We start from the raw sequence: 24,324 nt of genomic DNA, 5'->3' as shown, positions 1-24,324 counted from the left end.
AATCGTTATGACAATGGAAAAACTGATAACCGGAATAATGGGTATATGCCTGCTGATGCTGACGCAGGTAGCCTGCAGCCAGCCCCGCAGCGCACATGAAGATTACCGAGTGGTGTACCACGGCGAGAGCGGCCCCGGAAAAGGAAAGAACATCGTTTTTATTGCGACCGACCACGAATACCGGTCGGAAGAAACGCTGCCCGCACTGGCGCGCATCCTCGCCAGACGATACGGTTTCCATTGCACGGTGGTGTTCGGGCTCGACTCGCAGCAGTACATCCTGCCCGGCAGCTCCGACCTCCGCGGCCTCGACGTACTGAAGAACGCGGACCTGATGGTGATCTTCACCCGCTTTGCCGACTTCCCCGATGAGGAGATGCAGCACATCAACGATTACCTCGAAAAAGGGAAACCGGTGATCGGCCTCCGCACCGCCACCCACGCCTTCAACAACGAAAAGAATCCCGAATGGGCGCATTACAGCTATCAATATAAAGGCCCGAAGCAGCAATGGCACAACGGTTTCGGGGAAACCATCCTCGGTGAAACCTGGGTGGGCCACTACGGTAAAAACCACGCGCAGGCATCGCGCCTGCTGATTGAAAAGGGGCAGGAAGCGCATCCCATCCTGCAGGGCGTGAAAGATATGTTCGTACAGTGCGGGGGCTACAACGCGGAGCCGGAACAAACGGGCTCCACGGTGCTCGCGCGCGGGCAGGTGCTCAACGGCATGACGCCGGACGCGCCGGCCGACACCTCCAAAAAGGAATTGCCGGTAGCCTGGGTGCGCAATTACAAAATCGGCGCCGGCGCGGGCGGGCGTGTGTTCACCACCACGCACGGCGCTTCGGAAGACCTGCTGAACGAAGGGTTCCGTCGGATGCTGGTGAATGCCTGCTTCTGGACGATGGGGATGGAGAAGGATATCAACCCCGGCGGCAACGTGGATTTTGTAGGCCCGTACAAACCGACCACCTTTAATTTCGAGGGCTACAAGGCCCATGTGAAACCGGCCGATCTGGCGGGCTGGGATTCGGTGATCATGCCAGGCGAAATTGTGAAACCCAAAGCAAAATAAATGATCAAGATCGGATTCAATGTGCTGGCCTGGTCGGCCATCGTGTCGGACCAGCTGAAACCGGTGATAGACCGGTTGGCGACCACCGGGTACGATGGGGTGGAATTCCTGATCGGCGCGCCGGAAGAAAAAGCTTACCGCGAAATCGGCGACCACGCCGCCACGGCCGGGTTGGAAACGACCGCGGTATTTGTACTGGGCCCTGATGAAAACCCGGTGAGCCCGTCGGAAGCGGTGCGGAACAAGGCGCTCGACAAAATCAAATGGACCATCGACCGTGCGCACGACTTGCGGGCGTCCGTGATCTGTGGCCCGTTCCATTCAGCCTTCACCACCTTCACACGTTGCGCGCCCACGGAAGAAGAATACGAACGCAGCGCGGAGATCCTTTACAAGGCGGGCGACTACGCCGCACAGGCGGGCATCCTGCTCACGCCCGAAGCGGTGAACCGTTTTGAGTGTTATTTGTGTAATACGATGCAGCAGCTGGCCTGCCTGGTGAATAAAACCGCCCACCCGAACGTGAAAGCCATGTTCGATACGCACCACGCCAATATCGAGGAAAAAAGCATGAGCAAGGCGATTGCCTATATCGCGCCGCTGCTGGGCCATGTGCACATCAGCGAAAACGACCGTGGCACCCCCGGCAGCGGGCATGTGGCGTGGGACGAAGTATTTACGGCCCTCGCAAAAGCCGGCTACCAGGGTTGGCTCACCATCGAAGGTTTTACGCGCAACGATCCGGATTTCGCCAACTCCATCGGGGTATGGCGCGAATTCTCGGAACCGTGGAACATGGCGGAGGGAGGCCTCCGCCTGATCAGACAGATGTGCGCGAAACACGGTCTGGAATAAGATAAGATGTTATTACATCAATGAGCAGCCGCCGCCGCAGGTGCCGGCTGCTTTTTCCGTTGCCAGAAGAAAAAGATGAGGAATAATACGATGAGTATCGCAGGGAATGCGGCCATCTTCGCCAGCGTTTGCTGACCCGCCGCCAGTTCGAGCTGCGGCCCGGCAAGCCCGGCCTGCGCGCTTTCCGCCCTGGCCCCGTCTATCCAGCGGCCGATGATGGGCTGGAAGATGGAGCTGGAGAACATCCCCACACCACCGATGATCGACATGCCCAGTGCGCCGCTAAGCGGTACGCGCTGCGCTACCGCGCCCACCATGGTAGGCCAGAAGTAACAAACGCCGATCGCGAAACAGATGGCGGCCACATATGCCAGCGGACCGGTCACCACGCTGAACAGGTAAATGCCGATGGCGGCGAAAACCGCGGAGATCAGCAGTACGCCCGTTTGGCCCAGGGCTTTCACCACCGGCCCGGCGAAATACCGGCCAACGGCCATCAACCCGGTCACCAGTGCGAGTATCAGCATGGGGCTGGCGCCGCTGTTGCTCATCACGAGGCCTACCCACTGCTGCGGGCCGAACTCGGTGATGGCGGTGAAGGCCATACAGATGAAGAGGAAAATATACGTGGGGGAAATCATCGCCCGCAGGTTTTCAGACAGCGACATGGCGCCTTCCTCATGCGGTTTCGGGAACGTTTTGCCCCAGAACAGGAAAGCATAGATCAGCGTGGGGATCATGATCACCCACATTTGTATCTGCCAGCTCAGCTGCGCATCCGTCATGAATTTGGAGATAAGGCTGCCGATCACGATGCCGCCGGGGAACCACATGTGGAACCGGTTCAGCATCTGGTTCATTTTCACGCCGGAATAACTGTCTGCGATCATGGGGTTACAGGCCGCTTCCGTACAGCCGTTCCCGAAACCGATGAACAGCGTTGAAATCAGCAACAGCGTGTAGCCGCCGGCGTAAATGGTGAGCACGATGCCCAGCGCGTGCGCGATAAACGCCACCTGCATGATGCGCTTGGGGCCGAAGCTGTGATAAAAGATGCCGCCCAGGATCATGGAAATAGGGAAGCCCAGGAACCACATTGAATTGATGAAGCCCAGCTGCTCGGCCGTGAGATTGAATTGCTGGCCCAGCTGCTGCAGGATGCCCGCCCTGATGGCGAATGTGAATGCGGTGGTAATGAGCGCGAAGCAACTACCGTTGAACAACGCGGTTTTGTTAACTGTTGGCGTGTTGGATGTCATAAACGTGAGAACTTTAGTGATGCAATAGCGAAATGGGCTGCGGAATGGCTTTTACACAGGTTCGGCCTTTGATATTCCGATTTATCAATATAGGATAACAAGGGAGTTTAACTGTCCTGTGCCGTCCTGCCCCTTTCCGCAACGGAAAAGGCCGGTTCGTTCCGGACATGAACCCCTGGGTGCTCCCCCATACTATCAGTAAATTTAATGATTGTTTTGAGAACATCACAGTTTTTGGCGCCATGGTTGAAGGCAATAATAATTTCAAATTCCGGTCTTAAAGGTAAAACCGGGGCTTGATAACATCAGATAATAACAGGAAAAGATAGTATAACAACCACGGGGGCATTATTAGGATATTTGTTGAGTAGCCGGTAATAACACCGGCATTTGTTCCACGGTTGTATTGTGGCTGCAAATCCGCGCTGATACTGCGGTCGCAGCTGCAGCAGATCAAATCCCGAATTGTTGGCTTACCAAATCAAATGCTATGGACAACAACGCACATCGTCCCGACAAACCCTCCGGTTCCAGAAGAGACTTTATTAAAAATGCCGCCATCGCCGCCGCCGGTTTCACCATCGTGCCGCGCCATGTATTGGGCGGCAAGGGATTCCTGGCGCCCAGCGACCGGCTCGTCATCGCCGGCGTAGGCGTAGGCGGCAAAGGCCGCTCCGACCTCAACAGTTTTTACCAGAGCGGGAAGGCCGACATCGGCTTCCTCTGCGATGTGGACGAACGGATGATCGCCACTTCGAAGGAGCGTTTCCCCAAAGCGAAGTTTTATAAAGACTGGCGCGAGCTGTTTGAAAAGGAATCGAAAAGTTTCGACGCCTTATCGGTATCCACGCCCGACCACAACCACGCGATCATTGCCATGGGCGCCATGCAGCTGGGCAAACATGTGTACGTGCAAAAACCGCTCACCCACGATATTTACGAAGCCCGCAAACTCACCGAAGCGGCGAAGCGATACAAGGTAGTGACCCAGATGGGCAACCAGGGCGCTTCCGGCGACGGTGTGCGCCAGCTGCGCGAATGGTACGACGCCGGCGTGATCGGCGACGTGCATTCGGTGTACATCTGGACCAACCGGCCCGTGTGGCCGCAGGGCATTCCCTGGCCGAAAGACAAACCGGCCGTACCATCCGGCCTCGACTGGGACTTATGGCTGGGCACGGCGCCATATAAAGACTACGTGGATAACCTCATCCCCGGCAGCTGGCGCGGCTGGTGGGATTACGGCACCGGCGCGCTCGGCGACCTGGGCTGCCATCTCATCGAAGCGCCGTTCCGCGTGCTGAACCTGAAATACGCCTCCGACGTGCAGGCCAGCGTTAGCAGCGTGTACACCGCATTCGGGCAGCGCGGGTTTTTCCCGGACAGTTGTCCGCCCGCGAGCCACGCCACGTTAACATTCCCCAAAACAGACAAAACCCTCGGGAAGGTCACGATGCACTGGATGGACGGCGGCATCAAACCCGACAGGCCGGAGGAACTGGGACCGGATGAATTGTTCGGCGACGGCAACAGCGGCATCCTTTTCATCGGTACGAAAGGAAAGATGATGGCCAGTGAATACGCCGCCAACCCCCGGTTGCTGCCGCTTTCGCGGATGAACGAGGTGAATGTGAAACCTACGCTCGCACGTGTGCCGGGCAGTGCGGACGGGCACTACGCGCAATGGGTGGAAGGCGCCATCGCCGGGTACGGCAAAACGGAATTAAGCGCCCCGTTCGATCTGTCGGGGCCGCTCACGGAAGCGGTGCTGATGGCCAACCTGGCGATCAGGGTGGCGGACATTCCCGTGCCGAGAAAAACAGGGAAAGGATTCGATTACCCCGGCAGCAACACCAAACTGATCTGGGACAATCAGAACATGCGCGTCACCAACTATGAGGCGGCCAATCAATTCGTGAAACGGGAGTACAGGAAAGGCTGGGGAAGCCTTGGCTGAAACCCCTCAACTGCAACGATATGAAACATGCTTTATTACTCTTTGCGGCGGCGGTCGTAACGATGGGCCATTCGCCCGCTGTCACAAACTCCACTGGTGCGCATCCCCGGCAGCAAAGCTGGATGCCGCTCTTCGACGGCAAGTCCCTCAACGGCTGGAAAGTCGGGGAAAACGCGGCGACCTTTTCGGTGGAAGACGGGAAGATTGTGGTGCATGGCCCGCGGGCGCACCTGTTTTATGTAGGCGATGCCGGCGGGCATCATTTCAAAAACTTCGAATTCGAAGCACAGGTGATGACCACGCCGGGCTCCAATTCAGGGATATACTTTCATACGGAATACCAGGAGAAAGGCTGGCCGGACAAAGGTTTCGAAGTGCAGGTGAACAACTCGCACACCGACTGGAAACGGACCGGCAGCCTTTACGACATCAAGGAGATCAGGGAAAAACTCGCGGACGATAACGTCTGGTACACCCAGCACATCCGCGTGGTGGGCAAACAGGTCACCATCAAAATAAACGGCAAAACGGTGCTGGAATACACCGAGCTGCCCGGCGCCGTATCGCCCGAAGGCCATCCCGGCCGGCTGATCGGCAGCGGCACCTTTGCGCTGCAGGGGCATGATCCCAAAAGCAAAGTGTACTACAAAGATTTAAAAGTGAAAATCCTCCCGGATTAAAACCGCGAATATGAAACCGATCGTACAGATATCGCTCGATCTCACCAACATCGACGAAGCCCTCGAAACCGCCGCCATGGCTTTACGTGCGGGCGTTGACTGGCTGGAGGCCGGCACCCCGCTAATACTGGCGGAAGGGTTGCACGGCGTGCGCAAGCTGCGCGAGGCATTCCCCGGCGTACCGATTGTGGCCGACCTGAAAACGATGGACGGCGGCTACCTCGAATGCGAGATGATGGGCAAAGCCGGCGCCACGCATGTAGTGGTGATGGAACGGGCGCACGAAGAAACCATCCGCTGCGTGGTGAAAGCGGGAAAGGATTTTGGCGTACAAGTGATGGGCGATAACCTGGCGAGCCCGGACATGGTGGAGGGCGCGAAACGCCTGGAAGAATGGGGCTGCGATTATGTGATCCATCATATCGGTTACGACGAGCGCCGGGGCATTGCCGCCAAAGGCCACCGCATGCCGAGCCCGCTGGACCAGCTGCGCGAAGTAGTGGCCGCCGTGAGCGTGCCGGTGCAGGCGGTGGGCGGGCTGTCGCTCGAACAGGCCATCCTCTGCCCTTCGTATGGCGCGCCGCTGGTGGTGCTGGGCGCTCCGCTAACCATCGATGCGGATGCATTCAAAACGGCAGACGGTAACCTCGAAGCATCGTTAAGGTTGATCTGCGAAAAAATCCATGCCTACGGCGATGTGCCGGCAGGAAAAGAAAGAGCCATTAAAATTTAATGCATGAAATCAGCTGGAGTAGTGAACTATGCGCCGGAAAAAGGCGCCGTCGAAATACGCGAAGTGGCGAAGCCCGGGATCGGGGAGGAAGACGTGCTGCTCGAAGTGGCCTATGTGGGCGTTTGCGGCAGCGACATCCATCAATGGACCAACGACCACAGCTGGACGGTGAATTACCCCGTGGTGTTAGGCCACGAGTTTTCCGGCCGCATCGTCGAAACCGGCAGGGCCGTGAAAGGCTGGCAGCCGGGCGACCGTGTGGTGAGCGAAACCGCCGCCATCATCGACCCCGCCAACCCGATGTCGAAAATAGGCTTGTACAATCTCGACCCCACGCGCAAAGGTTTCGGGTACGGCGTGAACGGCGCGATGACGCGGTATGTGTCCACACCCGCACGCTGCCTGCACCGCATTCCCGATCACCTGCCGTTTGAACATGCCTGTTTGACGGAGCCCTGCTGCGTGGCCTACAATGCGGTGGTCAACAACGCGCACCTGAAGCCCGGCGACCGTGTAGTGGTGCTGGGCCCGGGCACCATCGGCATTCTCTGCGCCGCCGTGGCGCGCCTTTGCGGAGCAGACGTTGCGGTGGTGGGCCTGGAAAACGACCGCGGGCGTCTCAACATCGCCGCGCAATACGGTTGCGATACGATCGTGGGGAATGCAACAGCCTGGGCGCGGGAACGCGACGGCCTCGGTGCCGATTGTGTGATCGATGCGGCGGGCGCCAGCGCCACGCTGAAGGTGGCCATGGATTTGGTGCGGCCCAACGGGCACATCCTGAAAGTAGGCTGGGGCCCGCAACCGCTGAACTTTTCCATCGATCCCCTCGTACAGAAAAACGTAACGCTGCAGGGCAGCTTCAGTCATAACTGGCCCGTGTGGGAAAGGGTGATCGCCCTGCTCGCCAACGGCCGGCTCGACGTGAAACCCGTTATCGGCGGTATTTGGCCGCTCGACGGCTGGCATCAGGCGTTTGAGCAGATGCATAGCGGAGCGGTCGTGAAAAGCATCATTAAACCTGTATCATAATGCGGCTGAAAGATAAAGTGATCATCATCACCGGCAGTTGCACCGGCATCGGCAAGGCCATCGCCATCCGCTGTGTGGCGGAAGGGGCGAAGGTCGTGATCCACGGCCTCGACACGGCGCCCGGCGAAACCATCGTGGAGCAACTGGGGCACAACAACGCTGTGCTGCACATCGAAGACATCACGGCCGAAGGAGCGCCGCAACGCCTTGTTGCCGCGGCCATCGCAAAGTTTGGCCGCATCGACGCGGTGGTGAACAACGCCGCCATGATCGCCTCCTCGGATATCCATTCCACCGATCTGCCGTTTTTCCGCGGCATCCTGGAGGTGAACCTGCTGGCGCCGTTTGCGCTCATCCAGGCCGCGCTGTCTTACCTGAGCACCTCGCGCGGGTGCGTGCTGAACATCGGTTCGGTGAATGCCTGGAGCGGAGAACCGAACCTCTTTGCCTACAGCGTTTCAAAAGGAGCGCTCATGACCCTGAGCCGCAATCTCGGCGATACGCTTCACCGCGAAATGGGCGTGCGCGTTAACCAGATCAACGTGGGCTGGGTGCTCACGGATAAAGAAGTGGCCATCAAACGCGGGCAGGGATTGGCGGACGACTGGCACCAGCAGATACCGCGTGTGTTCGCGCCGGCCGGGCGCATCCTGCGGCCGGAAGAAGTGGCCGCGGCGGCCGTATACTGGCTGGCCGATGAAAGCGGGCCCATCAGCGGACAGGTGGTGGAACTGGAGCAACATCCCATGATCGGCCGCAACCCGCCCAAAGATCAATCCATCCTGCCCGCCGCACCGGGCAATCAACCTTAACTGAAAAAACGCGACGATATGCCGAAACTGGCTGTTTTTCCGAAAGCCTTTATGCATGCGCTGTGCAAAGACGGCAGCATGCAGCTCTCCGAATGGATAGACCTGGCCACCGCACTGGACGTGGACGGACTGGAGTGGTACGCCGGCTTCCTCGAAATGGCGGACGCATCCAGATGGGCCGGCTTCCGCCGGCAGGTGGAAGACAAAGGCAAAGTGATACCGATGATGTGCTGCTCGCCGGATTTCACGCACCCGGACAGAAAATTCCGGGAGCAGGAAATCGCGAAACAGCAGCGATGGATCGATATGACCTACAGCCTGGGCGGCTCCTACTGCCGCGTACTGTCCGGCCAGCGGCGGCCGGAACTGACGGTGGAGGAAGGCCTGCGGCTGGCGGCGGATTGCATCAACGCCTGCATTCCCTACGCCGCGGAGCGCAACATCACCCTGATCATCGAAAACCACTACAAAGACGACTTCTGGGAATACCCGGAGTTTGCACAGCAAATGGAAGTGTTCTGCCGGCTGGTGGATATGATCCATCATCCCCGTTTCGGTGTCAATTACGATCCCAGCAATACTTACCTGGCGGGTGAAGATCCGCTGGAATTACTGAAACGTGTATCCGGCAGGGTAGTGACCATGCACGCCAGCGACCGTTACCTGAAAGAAGGCACCATCGAAGACCTTCGCCGCGAAGAAGGCGGGGCGGCCGGTTATGCCAAACGCCTCAGCCATGGAGAGATCGGCAAAGGCCTCAACGACTACGACGCCATCTTCACCGAACTGACACGCGTAGGGTTCGACAGCTGGATCAGCATCGAAGACGGCGTGGACGGTATGGCGCAACTGGAGCGCAGCGTAGCTTTCCTCCGCCGGAAAATGAAAGAGTACTGGCCCGCTTAAAATGTATGGAAATGACAGCAGCCGTTTTGTGCAAAAGCGCATGTATACTGGGCGAAGGCCCCATCTGGTTCCCGGATGAAAATAAACTCATGTGGGTGGATATCGAGCAGCAAAGGGTGTTCTCCCTCGACTGGCAAAGCCGCGCCACCCATTACTGGCGGCTGGAAAAAAGAGTGACACTGATCCTGCCAGTCGCTGACGATCCCAACAACCTGCTGCTGGGCATGCAGGGCGGCCTCGCGAAATTCGACCCCATCAACAACCGCTTCCAGTGGCTGGCCGACATCGAGCAGGAACAGGTCACCCACCGCTGCAACGACGGGGCCTGCGACCGGCAGGGCCGTTTATGGGTAGGCACCATGTGTACGGATTTCATCACCGGCGCGGGCTCGCTGTATATGCTCAACGATGAGCTGGCATTGTCTAAAAAGATAGACCGGCTGACCATTCCCAACGGCATTTGCTGGTCGCCGGACAATCAGCGGATGTACTTTATCGATTCCACGCTGCGGACGGTACAATCTTTTTTATACGATACGGCCACCGGCCATCTCACTTTTGAAAAGATCGCCGTGGAAGTGCCGCCCGCGCTGGGAAGCCCGGACGGTATGGCGATAGATGAGGAAGGGATGCTGTGGGTTGCGCATTACGGCGGGGCCGGCGTTTACCGGTGGAACCCGCATACCGGCGAGCTGCTGGACAAAATTGCCCTCCCCGTTCCAAATGTCACTTCCTGCGTGTTCGGCGGCCCCCACCTCGACACGCTGTTTATCACCACCGCGCGCCAGGAGCTGAGCGATGAAACGCTGCAGCAATACCCCGACAGCGGGCATGTGTTTTATGTACAGGTACCGGTACGCGGCCTGCCCACGAATCCCTGCCGCGTCAGGGAATCAGCCGGTTTTCCCAATCATGCCGTGTATGTGCCGAAGCAGGTCTTCAGCGCGCCAGCCCCCTGAACCATTTTGCTGCGTTTTTCCAGTAGATTTTGTCCACCACCGTTTTGGGCAGCTGTAAGCCTTTGAATGCACCGTCGAATGCGGAGGAACGAAGCGTGTCGCTGCCGGTGAAAAATGCCCAGTCGCGGAGCCAGGCGTCGTGGATGAACGCCGCTTCTTCGGCGGAGGGTTTGCTGTTGTCCGAAATGCGGTCGGTGCCGTAGAGCAGGCGATCCTGGTAGCGGATAAAAAAGTCCCGCACTTTCTGGTGGTTTTTCATGGTGAGGAATTGCAGCGACGATATTCTCGCCGCCATGTCTGCCGCCATGTTGGGATGCCCGTCGAGATGCATGGCGAGCGTATCGGTGTCCCATTCCTGGCTGCCGAGGTGCGCGCCAACGAAACGTAATTGCGGGTGTTTTTTGAGCATGCGGTTGCGGGCGGCTATCTGTTCATGATACGAAGGATAGTCCGGGTGCAGGAACATATGGTACTCCGGGTGGCGGGTGTAGTATTTCCGGTTGGTGTTCATCAGCATTTTGTCCAGCGGCAGCCAGCAGTCTTTCGGCTCGCCGAAGTGCCCGATGACCGTGATGTTATGGGCGGTCAGGAAGTGGAGCACGGTATCGAACCGCGGATCGTCGATCATCACAAAGCGCCCGTCCGGGTCTCTCAATTCCATCCCGATATTCTTGTAAAACTTCACCCCGACCGCTCCCTGATCGATGGCCGATTGCAGGTGCGCGATGGTCTTTTGGCTCCAGTCGCCCCGGCCCCAACCGTCGAGGGAAAAGGTGGCGGCGAAACTTACCTGTTGCGGGAAAAGTTGCATTTGCGTAATGCCGAACTGTTCCTGCGCTTCGAGGCCCGGCGGCTCATCCACGGCAATGGTCAGCAGCCGGTAATTATCCCGTTTCGCCTGTTGCGCGAAAGTGGTGTCGCTGCTGCGGATGTGTACGTGCGCGTCGATCTTTTCAACGGCCGCAAAATCGGCGGGTGTGTAAAAGGCCGTGTCTGCAGAGGATGAGTTGCTGGTGGTAGGCCCGCCGCAACCGGCGATGATCAGTAAACCGGTTATCCGGAAGGGTATACGCATGGGTATCGTTGTTTTTTCTTCGTGGCGGCCCGGAAACAGGGCGGCGCTATTTCCTCCGGCTGCGGACCGGCGGGCGCCGCCGCTATGAGGTTGCAGCGAATATATCATTTATCGGTGGTGCGTTTTTGCCGGTGATTGTCCGGATGCTGTACTATATTATCATGTAGAGGTGCTTCGGTGAAGGGGGGCGAATAGTTGCCAATCAGGGGATTTTGGCTTACATTTAGGAAACAGCATCCGCCACGGCTATGAAACCGCTTTTCCATAAAGTTCCGCGTCCCATACAGACTTCATTCAGCATCCGCCACGATGTGGAGCCCAGTTTTGACACCACCTGGCATTACCATCCCGAGCTCGAACTGCACTTTGTGCTGAAGGGGGAAGGCATCCGGTTTATCGGGGATAAGATCGGCAACTTTTCGGCCGGGGAGATGATACTGCTGGGCGAAAACATGCCGCATACCTGGTACTGCAAGGAAGAGCAGACCCAGAAGAAAGGACATAAACACGTGGAAGCCATCGTGCTGCAGTTTCTGCCCAACTGCATGGGCGACGATTTCCTTTTGCTGCCCGAAGCTCATCTGCTGCTGAAGCTGTACGACAAAGCAAAAAGGGGCATGATCATCCAGGGTGAAACGAAAAAGAAACTCTCCGGCCTGCTCTGGCAGATGGTAAGCGCGGAGCGGCTGGAAAAAGTGGTGATGCTGCTGTCGATCCTCAACCTGCTGTCCGAAACCGAAGAATATGCGTTCGTGAGCAATTCCTATTCTTTCCATCCCGCCGGCAGGCAGGAAACGGAGCGCCTCAATGCCGTGTACAACCATACGCTCGTGAATTTCAGGAATGTGATCACCCTTGAGGAAGTGGCGGCTATCAGCAATCTGACGGTGACTTCCTTCTGCCGTTATTTCAAACTGATGACACGCAAAACCTATTACGATTTCCTCACGGAGGTGCGCGTGAGCCATGTGTGCCGCCTGCTGATCGAAGACAAATTATCCATTCCCCACATCTCCAACCAGTGCGGGTTCATCAATATTTCCAACTTCTACCGCCAGTTCAAGAAAGTGACCGGGCTTACACCGGTGGCGTATAAACGAAAATATCTGCAGGTGAAAACCTTTGCCTGAGGGGCATAAAAAAAGCGCCGGCCCTAAGACCGGCGCTGCGCTCCTGTATGCGCGTGATCTATTGTTTGATCACTTTCAACACTTCACGCCTGTTGGCTTGTAATACGTCTATAAAATAAATGCCCGCCTGCAGATCCTGCCCGAAGCGCAGTACCTGGCCGGGGTTGGTGTACATCAGTTTCACGAGCCTGCCGGAAATATCCAGCACGCGCACCTGTATCTCTTTAGCGGTGCTGCTTTCCACGGTCAGCGTAAATTCATGGCTGCTGGGGTTGGGATAAGCCTTCACCTGCAGCAGCGTGGTTTTTACGCCGGAAGTACCCGCGGTTTTGCTGATCGCCGGAATGTCCGCCGCAGTGGCGCTCTGCGCGATGGTAGACCAGGTGCCGATTTCCTGGTAGGCCGGTGTTACGTACAATGATTGCTGCAAGGCTTCGCTGCCGGATGCGGATTGCAGGGCAAACGCATTGCGCAGGTAGAAGAAATTACCGTCGGGATTCACCGGGGTGTATTTGGCCAGCCGTGCGGTGCCTTTTGTTATCTGGTCGTCCGTGTCGGCATTGTACCAGAACTTGATGCGGAACGTTTCGCCGCCGGTGTTGCGGGCGGATACTTTTAATTGCAGCACATCGGCAGGCGTATAGGTCACACTGTCGCCCGTGATGGGGATGATGAACTGTTTGCAGTTGCCGAGGCCGGGCCCGGAAATGGACTGGTTCAGCAGTTCTCCCGTACCGATCAGCGCGCCGTTCAGGTACAGTTGCGCCTGCAGGTCGATCTGCCGGTTGTTGAAATCGCTGCCGGCATATACCGTTACCGCGTCGAACGCGCTTTTGAGATATTCCACGGTGATCACCTGCGTGGCGGTAGATACGTTGCCGCTCAGGTCGGTGGCCGTCCAGGTAACGATGGTATTGCCTACGGGGAATACGGCGGGTGCATCGTGCGTGAGGCTGGCTACACCCGCATTGTCGGTAGCGGTGGCCTGGCCGATGTTCACGGCCACGGTAGACGCGCCGGGGGCGGGGTTGGCGGTAATGGCTGGCGGTACGGTGATGACGGGCGCGAGGGTATCTTTCACCACCACTACCGTCAGGGAGTCGGACCATGCGCTGTGCAACGCGCTGTCGGTCACCTTCGCACGAATGCCGTACGTGCCGGGTGCGAGATTCGCCCAGCTCCACTGGTAAGGCGCCTGGGTAAAGCGGGCTTTTTCTTCGCCGTTGATATATAACTGTACACTGTCTACCTGCCGGTCGTCGCTGGCGTTCGCCTGGATGAGCGTGGCGCCGTGCTCGGGAAGGGTGTCGTTATTCACCGGCTGCACGAGCGAGATCTGCGGAAGGGCATCGATCAGCAGCACGGGGCGTAGATCCGCTTCCGTTACTTCTTTGGAATGGAAGGTGGCATCGTTGGTCTGGCCGGATACGGAGGATACGATCGCCAGCGACAGGATTTTGTCGCCGCCGATTTCCGCGGCTACCTGGCTGCTGATGTCCCATTCCACATACCCGCTTCTTCTGCCGGGCTGGCTGGCCAGCTGGGTGGTGTTGGCGGGTTTGTTGTTCCAGGTGAGGCCGGTTTCGGTCCAGTTGTCTGCATCGTTTTTCCATACCTGCCATTGTGTGCCGGTGACCGCAGACCCTGCGCCGGCCACATACAAACGGAGGATGGCGTTACCGGCGCTGCTGAAGCTGTTGAGGTCGAACTTCAGGTAAGTGATGCGGCTGAAGCCGGCATTGCCGTCTTTTTTCACGACGAGACCGGTGGCCGTGCCGAAGTTGGAACCGGCGCTGCCCCCGTCACGCACGTAAGCATCCGCCTGCGGGAATTGCCCGCCGCTTACGATGCCCACACCGGTGGATACGGCGGTGTCGCCATTCTGGCCGATCGCTTTGACCGTTAAAGTATAGGTACCTGCCGCAGCGTTCTGCCAGGAGAAGTTGTAAGGCGCTGACGTGGCCTCGCCGATCTTCACACTGTCTGCATAAAACTCCACCTTGCTCACCGCATGGCTGGTGTTGGCGCTGATGGCGATGGGAACGCCCGCCGGGAACGATGCGTTGTTGGCGGGGGAAATGATCGATACCGATTCCATGGTAATGTTCACCACGGCCGAGGTGCTCTCCACGCCGCCACGGGTGGTGGCTTTGGCGGTGAGGGCGTAGTTACCGGGGCTCACGTTGTTCCAGGTATAATTGTAGGGAGCGGTCGTGTCTTCACCGAGTTTGACGCCGCCCTGGAAAAACTCCACCTTGGCGATCGCATCCGGCCCGAAGGCGGTAGCCGTCAACGGCACGTTGGAACCTGCGGGGAATACCGCATTGTTCGCGGGTGTGGTAATGGTGGCCACGAGGTCTTCGCGCAGGGTAGAGGGCTCAATGGCCGGTGCGGGCAGCCCCAGTGCGTTGATCTCGTCGTAAATGGACTGGTTCACATTCAGGCCCCAGTTCCGGAAAAACTGGGCGAGGTTTTCGCCGCTGATCTGGGAGGCATACAGCATAAAGAGCCGCATTTCCTGCTCGTCCCCGCTGGGCGCCGGGGCTTCCGCCCTTACCCGTTTATGCAGGGTATGATAAAAGCTGTCGCCGTAAGCGAGCCACAACTGCTGGAACATACCCAGGCGCATGAACAGCGATACGCTGCTGGCATTGAAGTTCTTGGCGGCCTGCGGTTGGGCGAGATAGTTCATGATGCCATTCCAGTCGCTGGTGCTCATGCCCTGCTGGCCGGGGAGGATGGCGCGTTTGGCGGCGAGGGAATAAATGTTCACGCAGACTTCAATGCAGGTAGACCAGGTCCATGCCCAATGCTGGTGGTGATGGCCGATTTCATGGAACATACCCCAACCGCCGTCTTCCAGGATGTAGGAAGGCGACAGGAGCCAGTGGATGCTGCCGGTGGGGATGCGCACGCGGCCCAGCGAAGTAGCGTCCGGGTTGCCGCTGGCTTTTTCCAGCATCATGAGTTTGTTGCGGAGGATGGGCGCATGGATGGGGAGGCTGTTGTCGAGCCCGCTGATGTCGCCTTCCGCTTTCATTATCCTGTCCATCAGAGTGAGCAGGGTGTCCTGGTTCTCATTTTTATATTGTTCCGCTTTTACCTGCGATACAACGATGAATGTCCGGTCAGACACGAGGGTGGCGTTCGGGGAGAGGGTGTCCGCGGCCAGCATGTCGAGCCAGTCCTGGTGCGTACTGGTGCCCAGGATGTACAGCGGCATGGTATGGTACCCGCTCTGGAAGGTCACTCTTACCTTGTTGTTGTCCGATGGTGTGGCGGAGGAATATTGCAGGTAGAGGTCGCCGCCGTTGGCGTTGGTGATGGTGTTCACGCCGGCCACCAGGTCGTAGGTGGCCACCGTCTGGCGGTCGTAGGTGCCCATGATGAGTTTGGGCAGCCCGGCCCCGCTGAGCTGTTCCACGTTGATCACCAGGGGCGTGTTGGCCGTGGCTCGTAGCCCCACCGGTTCGAAGTCGGCCACCTGCAGCGAGGTTTTTATCCTGGCGGTTTCGGTGGTGATGTTGGGGACCTGGGTAAGCTCCCAGACGGAGCGGGATATCATGTTGAAATACCCGGAAGGAGGGGGCATGGCGGCAGCTGCTTTAAAGGCCGGCAACAAAGTGCACAGCAACAGTACCATGCAGAAACTGGTAAATGTTTTCTTCATGCTGATAGGTTTTTTTACGGAGTGGGAGTAGTTTTTGGTTGAAATGTTGATGCACTAAAACTACCCTTCCGTTTCCATCCGGATACCGGTGAAAACGGACATAATACCCGGAGGAATGTATCAGTTACCCGGTGATGCAATGACCGGCCGTGAGATAGATTCGCTGGTATTCAATGTGTTAATGAAAATTCCCGCATGAAACGAAAGCCCTGCGCCTTTCCGGAATAATGTTTATATTTGAAACCAAACGGTTTCATAAAAGAGTCTCATTATGAAAAACGAACAACACCGCGCCGAGGCGCAAATGCTGATCAGAAAACCGGTGGGGGAGGTATTCAATGCCTTCATCGACCCGGCGGTGACCGTCAATTTCTGGTTCACCAAAAGCACCGGTAAGCTGGCGCTCCACCAGCAGGTTACCTGGGAGTGGGAGATGTATCATGTTTCCACGCCGGTAACGGCAACGGCTATCGTGCCCGACCGCCTCATCACGGTGGAGTGGGGCGACCCGGCCACGACGGTGGACTTTAAATTCCAGGAACTGAAAGACGGATCGACTTATGTAGTGGTGACCAATTATGGTTTCAGGGAAACGGGCGACGACCTCATCGCCATCATCCGGGATTCCACCGGCGGTTTTACGACCGTGCTGGATGGCCTGAAAGCATACCTCGAGCATGGCCTCCGGCTGAACCTCATCGGCGACAAGTTCCCGAAAGAGGTGGGGGCGCATGGCGGGTAGCTCATTTCCCCCTCCCGAAACTTCGCCGGTATTTGAGCGGGTTCATGTGGCAGGATAGAACACGGCTTTGCCGGCGAACAGGTAGGCGCGTCGCAACATTATGCAGACCTCGCTTTAAAGACCATGCGACTGCTGCATGTGGAGCTTAAGGTGGGCGACAGCCTTATCTTCCATCCCAACCTGCTGCACCGCTCCGGAGCGAATCTTTCCGAGCACCAGAGAGTTCCGCCGGAGCGGGCCGCCTCTCGCAATCGGGCCACATTATTTTGATTAACGCCCTGTTAACCGTTTTCGTACAACCCGCGCCGTTCTTACGGTTACGGGTATATGAAAAAATTATACTGTATTGTAAAGTTATATACGTGATCAATTTTTCTAATTTGGTATGGATGTTGAAATATGCAGGCCAAAGCATTTATACCATGAAGAGAATTGTAACGAAAGCACTTGCTGTCATGGCCATCATGGCGACCCCCATGTTGTTAAAAGCGCAAAACGCATCCGAAGGGACCGTGAAATTCAACAAAACGGAATGCAGCGCAGTGATCGCGGAGTTTGATTACCCGGCAGACCTCGTAAAAGCGGCGCTCGCCGCAAAACTCAACCAGGCCGGGTTCGGTAAACAAAGAACACAGCGAGGTTTTATGGCCTACAAAGGCGTGAACTGGAATGAAGTATCATCAGAAAAACTCGACGTGTATGCGCGGGTAGACGGTAAAAAGAAACGCGCCACCGTATCGCTGCTGGCGGCGAAGGGGTACGACAATTTTGTGAGCAACAGCTCGGATCCCGCAGCGGTGGACAGGATGAAACAGTTCCTGAACGGCTTCGCGGCCGACATCGTGGCGTACCAGCAGCAGCTCGACATCCGGCAAAAGGAAGCCGACCTGCAGAAAGCGCAGAAGGCATATAACGAGCACACCAGAAAACAGAAGAAACTCGACGAAGACCGCGCCAAACTCGCGGAAGAACTGGACAAACTGAAGAAAACGAATTAACGGAAACCAATACAAAAGGGCTGACCAACCGGTCAGCCCTTCCTCATTCAAACATGTCGCTCACACTTTATCGTTCTCACTTCTTTCACGTTACGGTTTTTTGTCCCACCACACTTTCGACGTATAGTTATCGCCTTTGGTGAGACGCTGCACCGCAGCGTTGTAATTATCTGCATTCAGTAATGCTTCCAGTGAAGAGTATACCGCCCTGCGGGGAATGGTGCCCGCGGTGGAGCCCTGGTTGCCGCCCGGCGTCAGTACGGGATAACCCGTGCGGCGCCATTCGGTGAAGGCTTCATAATCGCGCCCGAACAATACGATCCATTTCTGGGTCATGATTTTTTCGAGCTGTTGCTCGGCACTCAGGCCGGCGAGTGAAAACTCCGCCGCTATGTAGGCCGGCGGAATGGTGGTGATGTTATAGGGCGGCAAAGCCATGGCCGCTTTGATACCGTCCTGGTAGAAAGTCTGTGCATCGCCCGCGGCGGCGCCCCAGCCCAGCAATGCGGCTTCGGCTTTGAAGAAACACACTTCCGCGTACGTGAATACATAACATGGGATGGGCGTGGCCAGCGTTCTGTTGAAATAGGTGGTGGTAGCGGCGGTGGAATAATCGTCCTTGATGATGGTCAACAGCTGCGCATCGGTGAGCGCCACGCCCATGCCGCGGTAATCGGGCGCGCCCGCTTTTACGGAGTTGACGGTAGGTGCGGCGATCATCGGCAGGCGCGGATCGTTTTTCGTTTTCAGCGTGCGCACGAATGCGTCGGCGAGGTAACGGAGGTCGGAGCTGCCGCCGATGAACTGCTGGAGAATGGGATGCGCGTTGGTGGTCTGCGCATTGTTGAAGGTAGGCACCGCCGCATTGTCCGCATTGCCGGTCAGTAACGGTTGCGCCATCGCTTCGCGCACGGTTTTTTCGGCCAGTTGCGGGGCAACGTAGCGGAGGCGAAGGCCCATTCTCAGTTTCAGGGAGTTGGCGTAACGTTTCCATTTCGCCACGTCACCTTTGAAATAGAAGTCCGCATTGCCGTAAGACGCGTCGGTGGCGTTGAGTTGCGCCATGGCGTTATCCAGCATCGCGATGAGGCGGGTGTAGATCGCCTCCTGTGTGTCGAACGCGGGTTTGCTGTTTACGTTGGTGGCGCTCTCGCTCGTTTCCGACAGAGGCACATCGCCGAACAGGTCGGTCAGCCGCTGCCATACGGAGGCTTCGAGGATGGCCGCAATGGCCAGTTTGCTTCTGCCGGCGGGCATGGTTTCCAGGCCTTTCAAAGACTGCGTCCGTATCTGCATCAGGTTGCGCAGCAGGGCGTAATGCGCGGCCCACACACCATCTGTCGGTTGCTGGATGTAGCGGCTCACGGGCGCTACCTGGCCGCCCGCCCAGTGTTGTATCCACGAGCCGAATTCGATGTTGGCCCTTTCATTGCCTTCGGCGAACGCCGCGTCTTTCTGCACTTTCGAGAGCAGCAGGCCCGCGTCGATATCGGTGACGGAGGTGGGCGGCGTGTTCAGCGTTTCAAAATCCTTTGTACAGCCGGTTGCCAGCACCATCGTGCAGAAGAGGCCGCCTGTGATGTATGTGAGAAATTTCCTGTTTTTCATGTTCTTGTTTTTTGCAGCTTAAAACTCCAGGTTCAGGTTAATGCCAAAATTCCGCATCATGGGCAGGGAAGTGGATTCCAGGCCGAGTGAAGAATTGTTTACGTTAAAGGCCGATGCTTCGGGCGAGAACCCGTCGGTTTTGCGCTGGAAATAAAAGAGGTTCCGGCCGTACAGCCCGATGCCGGCCCTTTTGATAAACTTGCCGGACAGCATCTTGGCGGGCAACTGGTAACCCAGGCTGATTTCGCGCATGGCGATGTAGCTGGCGTCGTTCAGCATTTCTTCAGATACCACGCTTTCTTTATCGTTGGCCACCACGTTCCAGTAGTCCTGCGCGTTCACCGTTTTGGTATTGGGCTGGTTGGTGCCTTCCCAGGTACCGTCCGCTTTTTTCTGTCCCACGATGCCGGAGGCGAGATAACCGCCTTCGCGGCCGGCGAGGGTCTTTTTGGTGGTGCCGTAAATCAGCTCTTCGCGGTTGCTCTGGGAATAGAGCATGCCGCCCTGGCGAATGTCTATCAGCCCCGTCAGCAGGAAACCCTTGTAACGGAAGCTGTTAAAGAAACCGCCGGTCCAGTCGGGCATCGCGTTCCCCAGTTCCTGCTGCACGCGGCCGTTGGTGCGCAGCGGCAGGCCGGTGGCGGGGTCGATGAGCCTTCTGCCCTGTGCGTCGCGCAGCCAGGCGAAACCATTGCTCACCAGCACACCGAAAGGCTTGCCGGGCTCCGCTTTCACGATCACGCCACGGTCCGAGCCCAGCACAAATGCATCCACGCCATCCGCCAGCGATACCACCATGTTGCGGTTGCGGGCGAAGTTGAACGAGCTTTCCCAGGTGAACCCGTTCGCCAGTTTGAGCGGCGTGCCGTTTACGGAAAATTCGATGCCGCGGTTGCGGATTTCGCCGGCGTTCACGCGGCGGTATTCAAACAGGCTCGAGAGCGGTAACGGCACGTCGAGGATCTGGTTTTTGGTGGAAGCGTTGTACCAGGTGAAACTGAAACCCAGCCTGCTGTTCAGCATCCGCACGTCCGCACCGAACTCGGTGGAGGTGGTGAGCTCGTTTTTCAGGTTGGGATCGGGGATGATGGAAGAGAACGAGCCCATCGGCTGGCCGCCATGCGTAAACTGGTCGAGGCTGTAAGTACCGGTAAGCTGGTACGGGTTGCCGGAGCTGCCCGCCTGCGCCCATGAAGCGCGCAGTTTGAGGAAGCTGAGGGTGTTGCTCCTGATATCCAGCGCGTCGGTCAGCACCAGGCTGGTGCTGACGGAAGGATAGAAGAACGAATTGTTTTCAGGAGAAAGTGTCGACGACCAGTCGTTCCGCGCAGAAAAATCCACGAACCAGAATTCCCGGAAACCGAACTGGCCGGATGCGTATACGGAGTTGATCTCTGACTGCTGCAGGTCGAACAGGTAGCTGTTGGTGAGCGTGTTGTTGATCACAAAGAGTTTGGGCACGATGAACTCGCGGCCGGTATTGCCCGTGAGGCGCATGAACCGTTTCTGGTGGCTGCCGCCCAGGTTGAGGCCCAGCGTCATGTCTTTATTCAGTTTCAGGTTGCTGGTGAGCAGCAGGTCGTAATTGTCCTCCCGCACACGGGTCACCTGTTCTTCGATGTCGCCGTTGCGGTTCTGGCTCTGGTAGGTGCCGATCTCGCGGTAGCGCTGGCGCTGGTCGGTATAGAAATCGGTGCCGCCCCGCGCGGTCAGTTTCAGCCAGCTGGTGAAATCGTACGAAAGGCGCAGCATACCGATCACGCGGTCGCGGTTGTCTTCGTTATGCGTTTTGTTGATCGTCCAGTACGGGTTGGCGGTGGAGCTGTTGGTGGCGTACGTTTTTTCGAGGCCGGCATACACGCCGCTGTACCCGAACTGTTTGGCCACATCCTGCGCCGACCAGGTATAATCCGCCAGTACGCTCATGGGCATGCTGCGGGGCTGGCTGATGAAGAGATAGGCGGGGTTGTCCGACGCGTCGGACAATGTAGGCCGGTTTTCTCCTTTCTGGGCGATGTAGTTGATCTTGGCGTCCAGTTGCAGTTTCGACGTGATCTGCGCCTGTGTGCGGAGGTTAAAGGTATTGCGGTTCAGTTTGTTGGTGGGCACATACCCGTTCACGCTCGTGTTGGAGTAGGAGAAGCGGTAGTTCACTTTTTCGGTGCCGCCGTCTACGCTGATATTGTTGACGAATTGTTTTTCCGTGTTAAAAAACGCTTTGTAGGTACCGGGCTGCGGTGTGAGCTTGAGCACGTTGCCCCACTGGTCTTCATACTCCTGCCCCTGCATTTTCGGGCCCCAGCTGCTGCGCATGATGCGGTCGCGGCCGGCGCTCATTTTAGGCATACCCTGTAAGCCGAGTGTTTTTGCTTCGGCCATGGTGTACACTTTGCCGTCGGTGGCGCGGAAGTGCGTGAAGTCGCCGTTCATGCCCTGGCCGTATACGTCCTGGAAATCGGGCGTTACCAGTGCGTTGCCGATGGAATAATCCGAGCTGAATCGGACGCCCAGGCCTTTGCCCGCCATACCGGTTTTGGTGGTGATCAGCACCACGCCGTTGCTCCCGCGCTGGCCGTAGAGCGCCGCGGCGTTGGGGCCTTTCAGGAGCGAAATGTTTTCGATGTCTTCCGGGTTGATATTGGAGATACCGTCACCGTAATCGATGCCGCCGGTGGCGCTGGCGGGGCGGAGGTTCTGGTTGTCGAGCGGGATGCCGTCCACCACGTACAGCGGCTGACTGTTGCCCTGCAGCGAGTTGTTGCCGCGGATCACGATCTTGGAGGAGCCGCCCGCGCCCGATGCCGCGCGCGTCACTTGCACGCCGGCCACTTTGCCCGAGAGGGCGTTGGCCACGTTCACTTCCTTGCCCTGCGAAAGTTCCGCGCCTTTCAGTTCCGCTACGGTGTAGCCCAGCGCTTTTTTATCGCGTTTGATGCCGAGGGCCGTTACCACTACTTCAGACAGTGACTTGGTGCTTTCCGCCAGTTTCACCTGCAGGGTGGTGGCGCCGGTGAGCTCGACGCGCTGCTGGGTAAACCCCATGAAAGAAAATACCAGTGCGCGCGCACCGGAAGGCAGGCGGAGGGAAAAGCTGCCGTCCGGGCCGGAGATGGCGCCATGCGAAGAGCCTTCCACGCCGATGGTCACGCCCGGGAGCGGATTATTTTTTTCGTCCGTCACCTTGCCGGTGATCACCGTATCGGCCACTGCCGGTTTGATAACGGGTGGCTCCGGCGCTTTTTCCTGGATGGTGATGGTCTGGTCGATGATCTTGTAAGTAAGTTGCCGGCCGGCAAGGCAGAGTTTCAGTACTTTGTCGATGCCGGCGTCTTTCACATCGATGTTCACCTTGCCGGCTTTTTTCACGACGTCGTTGCTGTACAGGAAATAAAAGCCCGTTTGCTGCCGGATGGCGCTGAACACCTGTTCGAGCGTGGCATTGCGCATGGTGAGGGAAATCTGCTGCTGTGCCGCCGCGGAAACGCGCAGGCAGATGAAAAGCAACAGGCAGGAGCCGAGCATGACGGCCCGCTTTGCAAATGTCAGTTTGTTCATCATCTTAAACTTTAAGTTAAAAGCGATTTGGTTGTTTATTGGTTGATCAGTCAGAACTGAATAGTCACGGTATTGCCTTCCACGCTACACTGCGCGCCGCTCACGTAATGGAGCATGTCGAGCACCTGGGTGAGGGAAGCCTGCCTGCGGACGTTGCCGGAAAAGAGGCGGGCGGGCAGGGGGCCTTTTACCACCACTTCCACATCGTACCACCGCGCGATCTGCGCGATGATGTCGGCCATGGCGTCGTCTTTGAAATAGAAGAGGCCGTTTTTCCAGGCCAGCGCCTTGTCGATGTCCGCGGGCATCACCTTCACGTCGTTGTTATCCTGTACCAGCGCCTGCTGGCCGGGTTTGAGCTGCCAGGCGCGGTTGCCGGGCAGTTGTATTTTAACGGCGCCTTCGGTGAGGGTGGTGCGGGTGATGCCGTTGTAGGCCATCACGTTGAAACGGGTGCCGAGCACCACGATCTTCACGCCGTTCACCGATACGAAGAAGGGCTTATGATCTTTGGTTACTTCGAAATACCCTTCCCCGGTCAATTCCACGGTACGGTCGTTGTCCGTAAAGCGCGTGGGGAAACGGATGGAAGAAGAGGCGTTGAGCCACACGGCCGTGCCGTCTGCGAGGGTGAGCCGGAACTGCCCGCCTTTGGGGGTGGAGAGTGTGTTGTAGGTCACCTCTTCCGCACCCGCCGCATCGTACACCAGTTGCCCGTTGTTGCCGCTGATGCGCGACCCGCCTTCGCTCAGCACCGTGTCGGCCAGCTGGCCGAGGGTCACGGTTTTGCCGTTGGAAAGCTGCAGCATCGCCTTGTTGCCGCCGGGCTGGGGGGTGATTACCGGGGGCCCGGCGAGCGCTGTTCGTTGTTCATTCCGCTGCCCCGAAGGCCAGAGCAGGAACACGCCCGCCCCCAGTAAAACGGCGGCCGCGGCCGACCAGTACCATATACGGCGGCGGTTACCGGTGCGCTGCGTGTTGTACCCGGCGCGCACGGCAACGGCTTCCCAATCCGCGTCGAGGTCGAGGCTGTCGAAAAAAGCCATGTCCTTTTCGAGGGCTGCCGGATGCCGGAATGAATCGAACAAGGCACGGTGCCGTTCATCTTCCACCAGCCAGGCGTTGAGCCGCTGTTGTTCTTCCGGCGAAATGCCGCCGGCATAATGTTTTACAATGAGTTCCGCGATCTGGTGCGGCAGTTGCTGCTGTGTCATCTGGTATTAAGAAACGCAGCGGGCGGAAAAGGGTGACAGGGAGGGAAAATATTTTTTGGGC

Annotated in this window: 19 protein-coding genes; 13 read left to right on the top strand and 6 right to left on the bottom strand. The window is 57.7% G+C overall.

What is annotated here, in order from left to right:
• Nucleotides 1–13 precede the first annotated feature (13 nt).
• Together EGT74_RS03250 and EGT74_RS03245 are read left to right on the top strand one after the other, a co-directional pair.
• Nucleotides 14–1,078 carry a ThuA domain-containing protein gene (locus EGT74_RS03250; RefSeq protein WP_123845097.1) on the top strand — a complete coding sequence of 355 codons (1,065 nt, stop codon included), beginning with the start codon at nt 14–16 and terminating at the stop codon, nt 1,076–1,078.
• Nucleotides 1,079–1,933, top strand: a complete 855-nt coding sequence (locus EGT74_RS03245) for a sugar phosphate isomerase/epimerase family protein (protein WP_123845096.1) — start codon at nt 1,079–1,081, stop codon at nt 1,931–1,933. It abuts the gene before it with no gap.
• Between the two features lie 17 nt (nt 1,934–1,950).
• Here EGT74_RS03245 and EGT74_RS03240 read toward each other — a convergent pair whose 3' ends face one another.
• Nucleotides 1,951–3,192 (bottom strand): MFS transporter, encoded by a 1,242-nt coding sequence (locus tag EGT74_RS03240; protein ID WP_123845095.1) that lies wholly within the window; start codon nt 3,190–3,192, stop codon nt 1,951–1,953.
• A gap of 490 nt (nt 3,193–3,682) precedes the next feature.
• Between EGT74_RS03240 and EGT74_RS03235 the strand changes: the two genes are divergently transcribed.
• The 7 genes from EGT74_RS03235 to EGT74_RS03205 are packed head-to-tail and all read left to right on the top strand — an operon-like array spanning nt 3,683 to nt 10,271.
• The gene (locus EGT74_RS03235; RefSeq protein WP_123845094.1) at nt 3,683–5,149 is read left to right on the top strand and encodes a Gfo/Idh/MocA family protein; all 1,467 of its coding nucleotides are present in this window, start codon (nt 3,683–3,685) and stop codon (nt 5,147–5,149) included.
• A 20-nt stretch (nt 5,150–5,169) separates the two neighbouring features.
• A complete protein-coding gene (locus EGT74_RS03230; RefSeq protein WP_123845093.1) occupies nt 5,170–5,829 on the top strand; it encodes a 3-keto-disaccharide hydrolase in 660 nt (219 codons plus the stop codon).
• A gap of 10 nt (nt 5,830–5,839) precedes the next feature.
• Complete coding sequence (locus EGT74_RS03225) at nt 5,840–6,562, top strand: orotidine 5'-phosphate decarboxylase / HUMPS family protein (RefSeq protein ID WP_123845092.1); 723 nt, start codon at nt 5,840–5,842, stop codon at nt 6,560–6,562.
• A 3-nt stretch (nt 6,563–6,565) separates the two neighbouring features.
• Nucleotides 6,566–7,594, top strand: a complete 1,029-nt coding sequence (locus EGT74_RS03220) for a zinc-binding dehydrogenase (protein WP_123845091.1) — start codon at nt 6,566–6,568, stop codon at nt 7,592–7,594.
• Nucleotides 7,594–8,406, top strand: coding sequence for an SDR family NAD(P)-dependent oxidoreductase (locus tag EGT74_RS03215; RefSeq protein WP_123845090.1), 813 nt, complete (start codon nt 7,594–7,596; stop codon nt 8,404–8,406). Before EGT74_RS03220 ends, EGT74_RS03215 begins: the two co-directional genes overlap by 1 nt.
• An 18-nt stretch (nt 8,407–8,424) precedes the next feature.
• Nucleotides 8,425–9,312, top strand: a complete 888-nt coding sequence (locus tag EGT74_RS03210; protein ID WP_123845089.1) for a sugar phosphate isomerase/epimerase family protein — start codon at nt 8,425–8,427, stop codon at nt 9,310–9,312.
• Between the two features lie 11 nt (nt 9,313–9,323).
• Complete coding sequence (locus EGT74_RS03205; RefSeq protein WP_158617979.1) at nt 9,324–10,271, top strand: SMP-30/gluconolactonase/LRE family protein; 948 nt, start codon at nt 9,324–9,326, stop codon at nt 10,269–10,271.
• Here the strand turns inward: EGT74_RS03205 and EGT74_RS03200 are convergent.
• Nucleotides 10,252–11,346 (bottom strand): amidohydrolase family protein, encoded by a 1,095-nt coding sequence (locus tag EGT74_RS03200; RefSeq protein WP_123845087.1) that lies wholly within the window; start codon nt 11,344–11,346, stop codon nt 10,252–10,254. The two genes, EGT74_RS03205 and EGT74_RS03200, sit on opposite strands and share 20 nt — an antisense overlap.
• A gap of 248 nt (nt 11,347–11,594) precedes the next feature.
• Here EGT74_RS03200 and EGT74_RS03195 point away from each other — a divergent pair, with 248 nt between their 5' ends.
• Nucleotides 11,595–12,476, top strand: coding sequence for an AraC family transcriptional regulator (locus EGT74_RS03195; RefSeq protein WP_123845086.1), 882 nt, complete (start codon nt 11,595–11,597; stop codon nt 12,474–12,476).
• Nucleotides 12,477–12,534: 58 nt separating this feature from the next.
• On the opposite strand, the gene EGT74_RS03190 is transcribed toward EGT74_RS03195, so the two are convergent.
• Entirely contained in the window at nt 12,535–16,146 is a 3,612-nt protein-coding gene (locus EGT74_RS03190; RefSeq protein ID WP_123845085.1) for an Ig-like domain-containing protein, read from the bottom strand.
• Nucleotides 16,147–16,417: 271 nt separating this feature from the next.
• Here EGT74_RS03190 and EGT74_RS03185 point away from each other — a divergent pair, with 271 nt between their 5' ends.
• The 3 genes from EGT74_RS03185 to EGT74_RS03175 all read left to right on the top strand — a co-directional run bounded on the left by EGT74_RS03185 (nt 16,418) and on the right by EGT74_RS03175 (nt 17,886).
• The gene (locus EGT74_RS03185; RefSeq protein WP_220392802.1) at nt 16,418–16,888 is read left to right on the top strand and encodes an SRPBCC family protein; all 471 of its coding nucleotides are present in this window, start codon (nt 16,418–16,420) and stop codon (nt 16,886–16,888) included.
• A gap of 123 nt (nt 16,889–17,011) precedes the next feature.
• Nucleotides 17,012–17,158 (top strand): phytanoyl-CoA dioxygenase family protein, encoded by a 147-nt coding sequence (locus EGT74_RS27245; protein ID WP_262697089.1) that lies wholly within the window; start codon nt 17,012–17,014, stop codon nt 17,156–17,158.
• Nucleotides 17,159–17,310: 152 nt separating this feature from the next.
• Nucleotides 17,311–17,886 carry a hypothetical protein gene (locus EGT74_RS03175; RefSeq protein WP_123845084.1) on the top strand — a complete coding sequence of 192 codons (576 nt, stop codon included), beginning with the start codon at nt 17,311–17,313 and terminating at the stop codon, nt 17,884–17,886.
• Nucleotides 17,887–17,976: 90 nt separating this feature from the next.
• Here EGT74_RS03175 and EGT74_RS03170 read toward each other — a convergent pair whose 3' ends face one another.
• From EGT74_RS03170 to EGT74_RS03160, 3 genes are read right to left on the bottom strand one after another with little or no spacing between them, the layout of a single operon-like run.
• On the bottom strand, nt 17,977–19,494 hold the full coding sequence (locus EGT74_RS03170; protein ID WP_123845083.1) for a SusD/RagB family nutrient-binding outer membrane lipoprotein: 1,518 nt from the start codon (nt 19,492–19,494) through the stop codon (nt 17,977–17,979).
• Between the two features lie 18 nt (nt 19,495–19,512).
• Entirely contained in the window at nt 19,513–23,052 is a 3,540-nt protein-coding gene (locus EGT74_RS03165; RefSeq protein ID WP_123845082.1) for a SusC/RagA family TonB-linked outer membrane protein, read from the bottom strand.
• A gap of 47 nt (nt 23,053–23,099) precedes the next feature.
• Nucleotides 23,100–24,263, bottom strand: a complete 1,164-nt coding sequence (locus EGT74_RS03160; protein WP_123845081.1) for a FecR family protein — start codon at nt 24,261–24,263, stop codon at nt 23,100–23,102.
• Between the last annotated feature and the right edge of the window lie 61 nt (nt 24,264–24,324).

The organism is Chitinophaga lutea, assembly GCF_003813775.1.
Lineage (GTDB): Bacteria > Bacteroidota > Bacteroidia > Chitinophagales > Chitinophagaceae > Chitinophaga > Chitinophaga lutea.
Note: the sequence above shows the minus strand (reverse complement) of the source record. Positions and strands in the feature narration are given on the sequence as shown.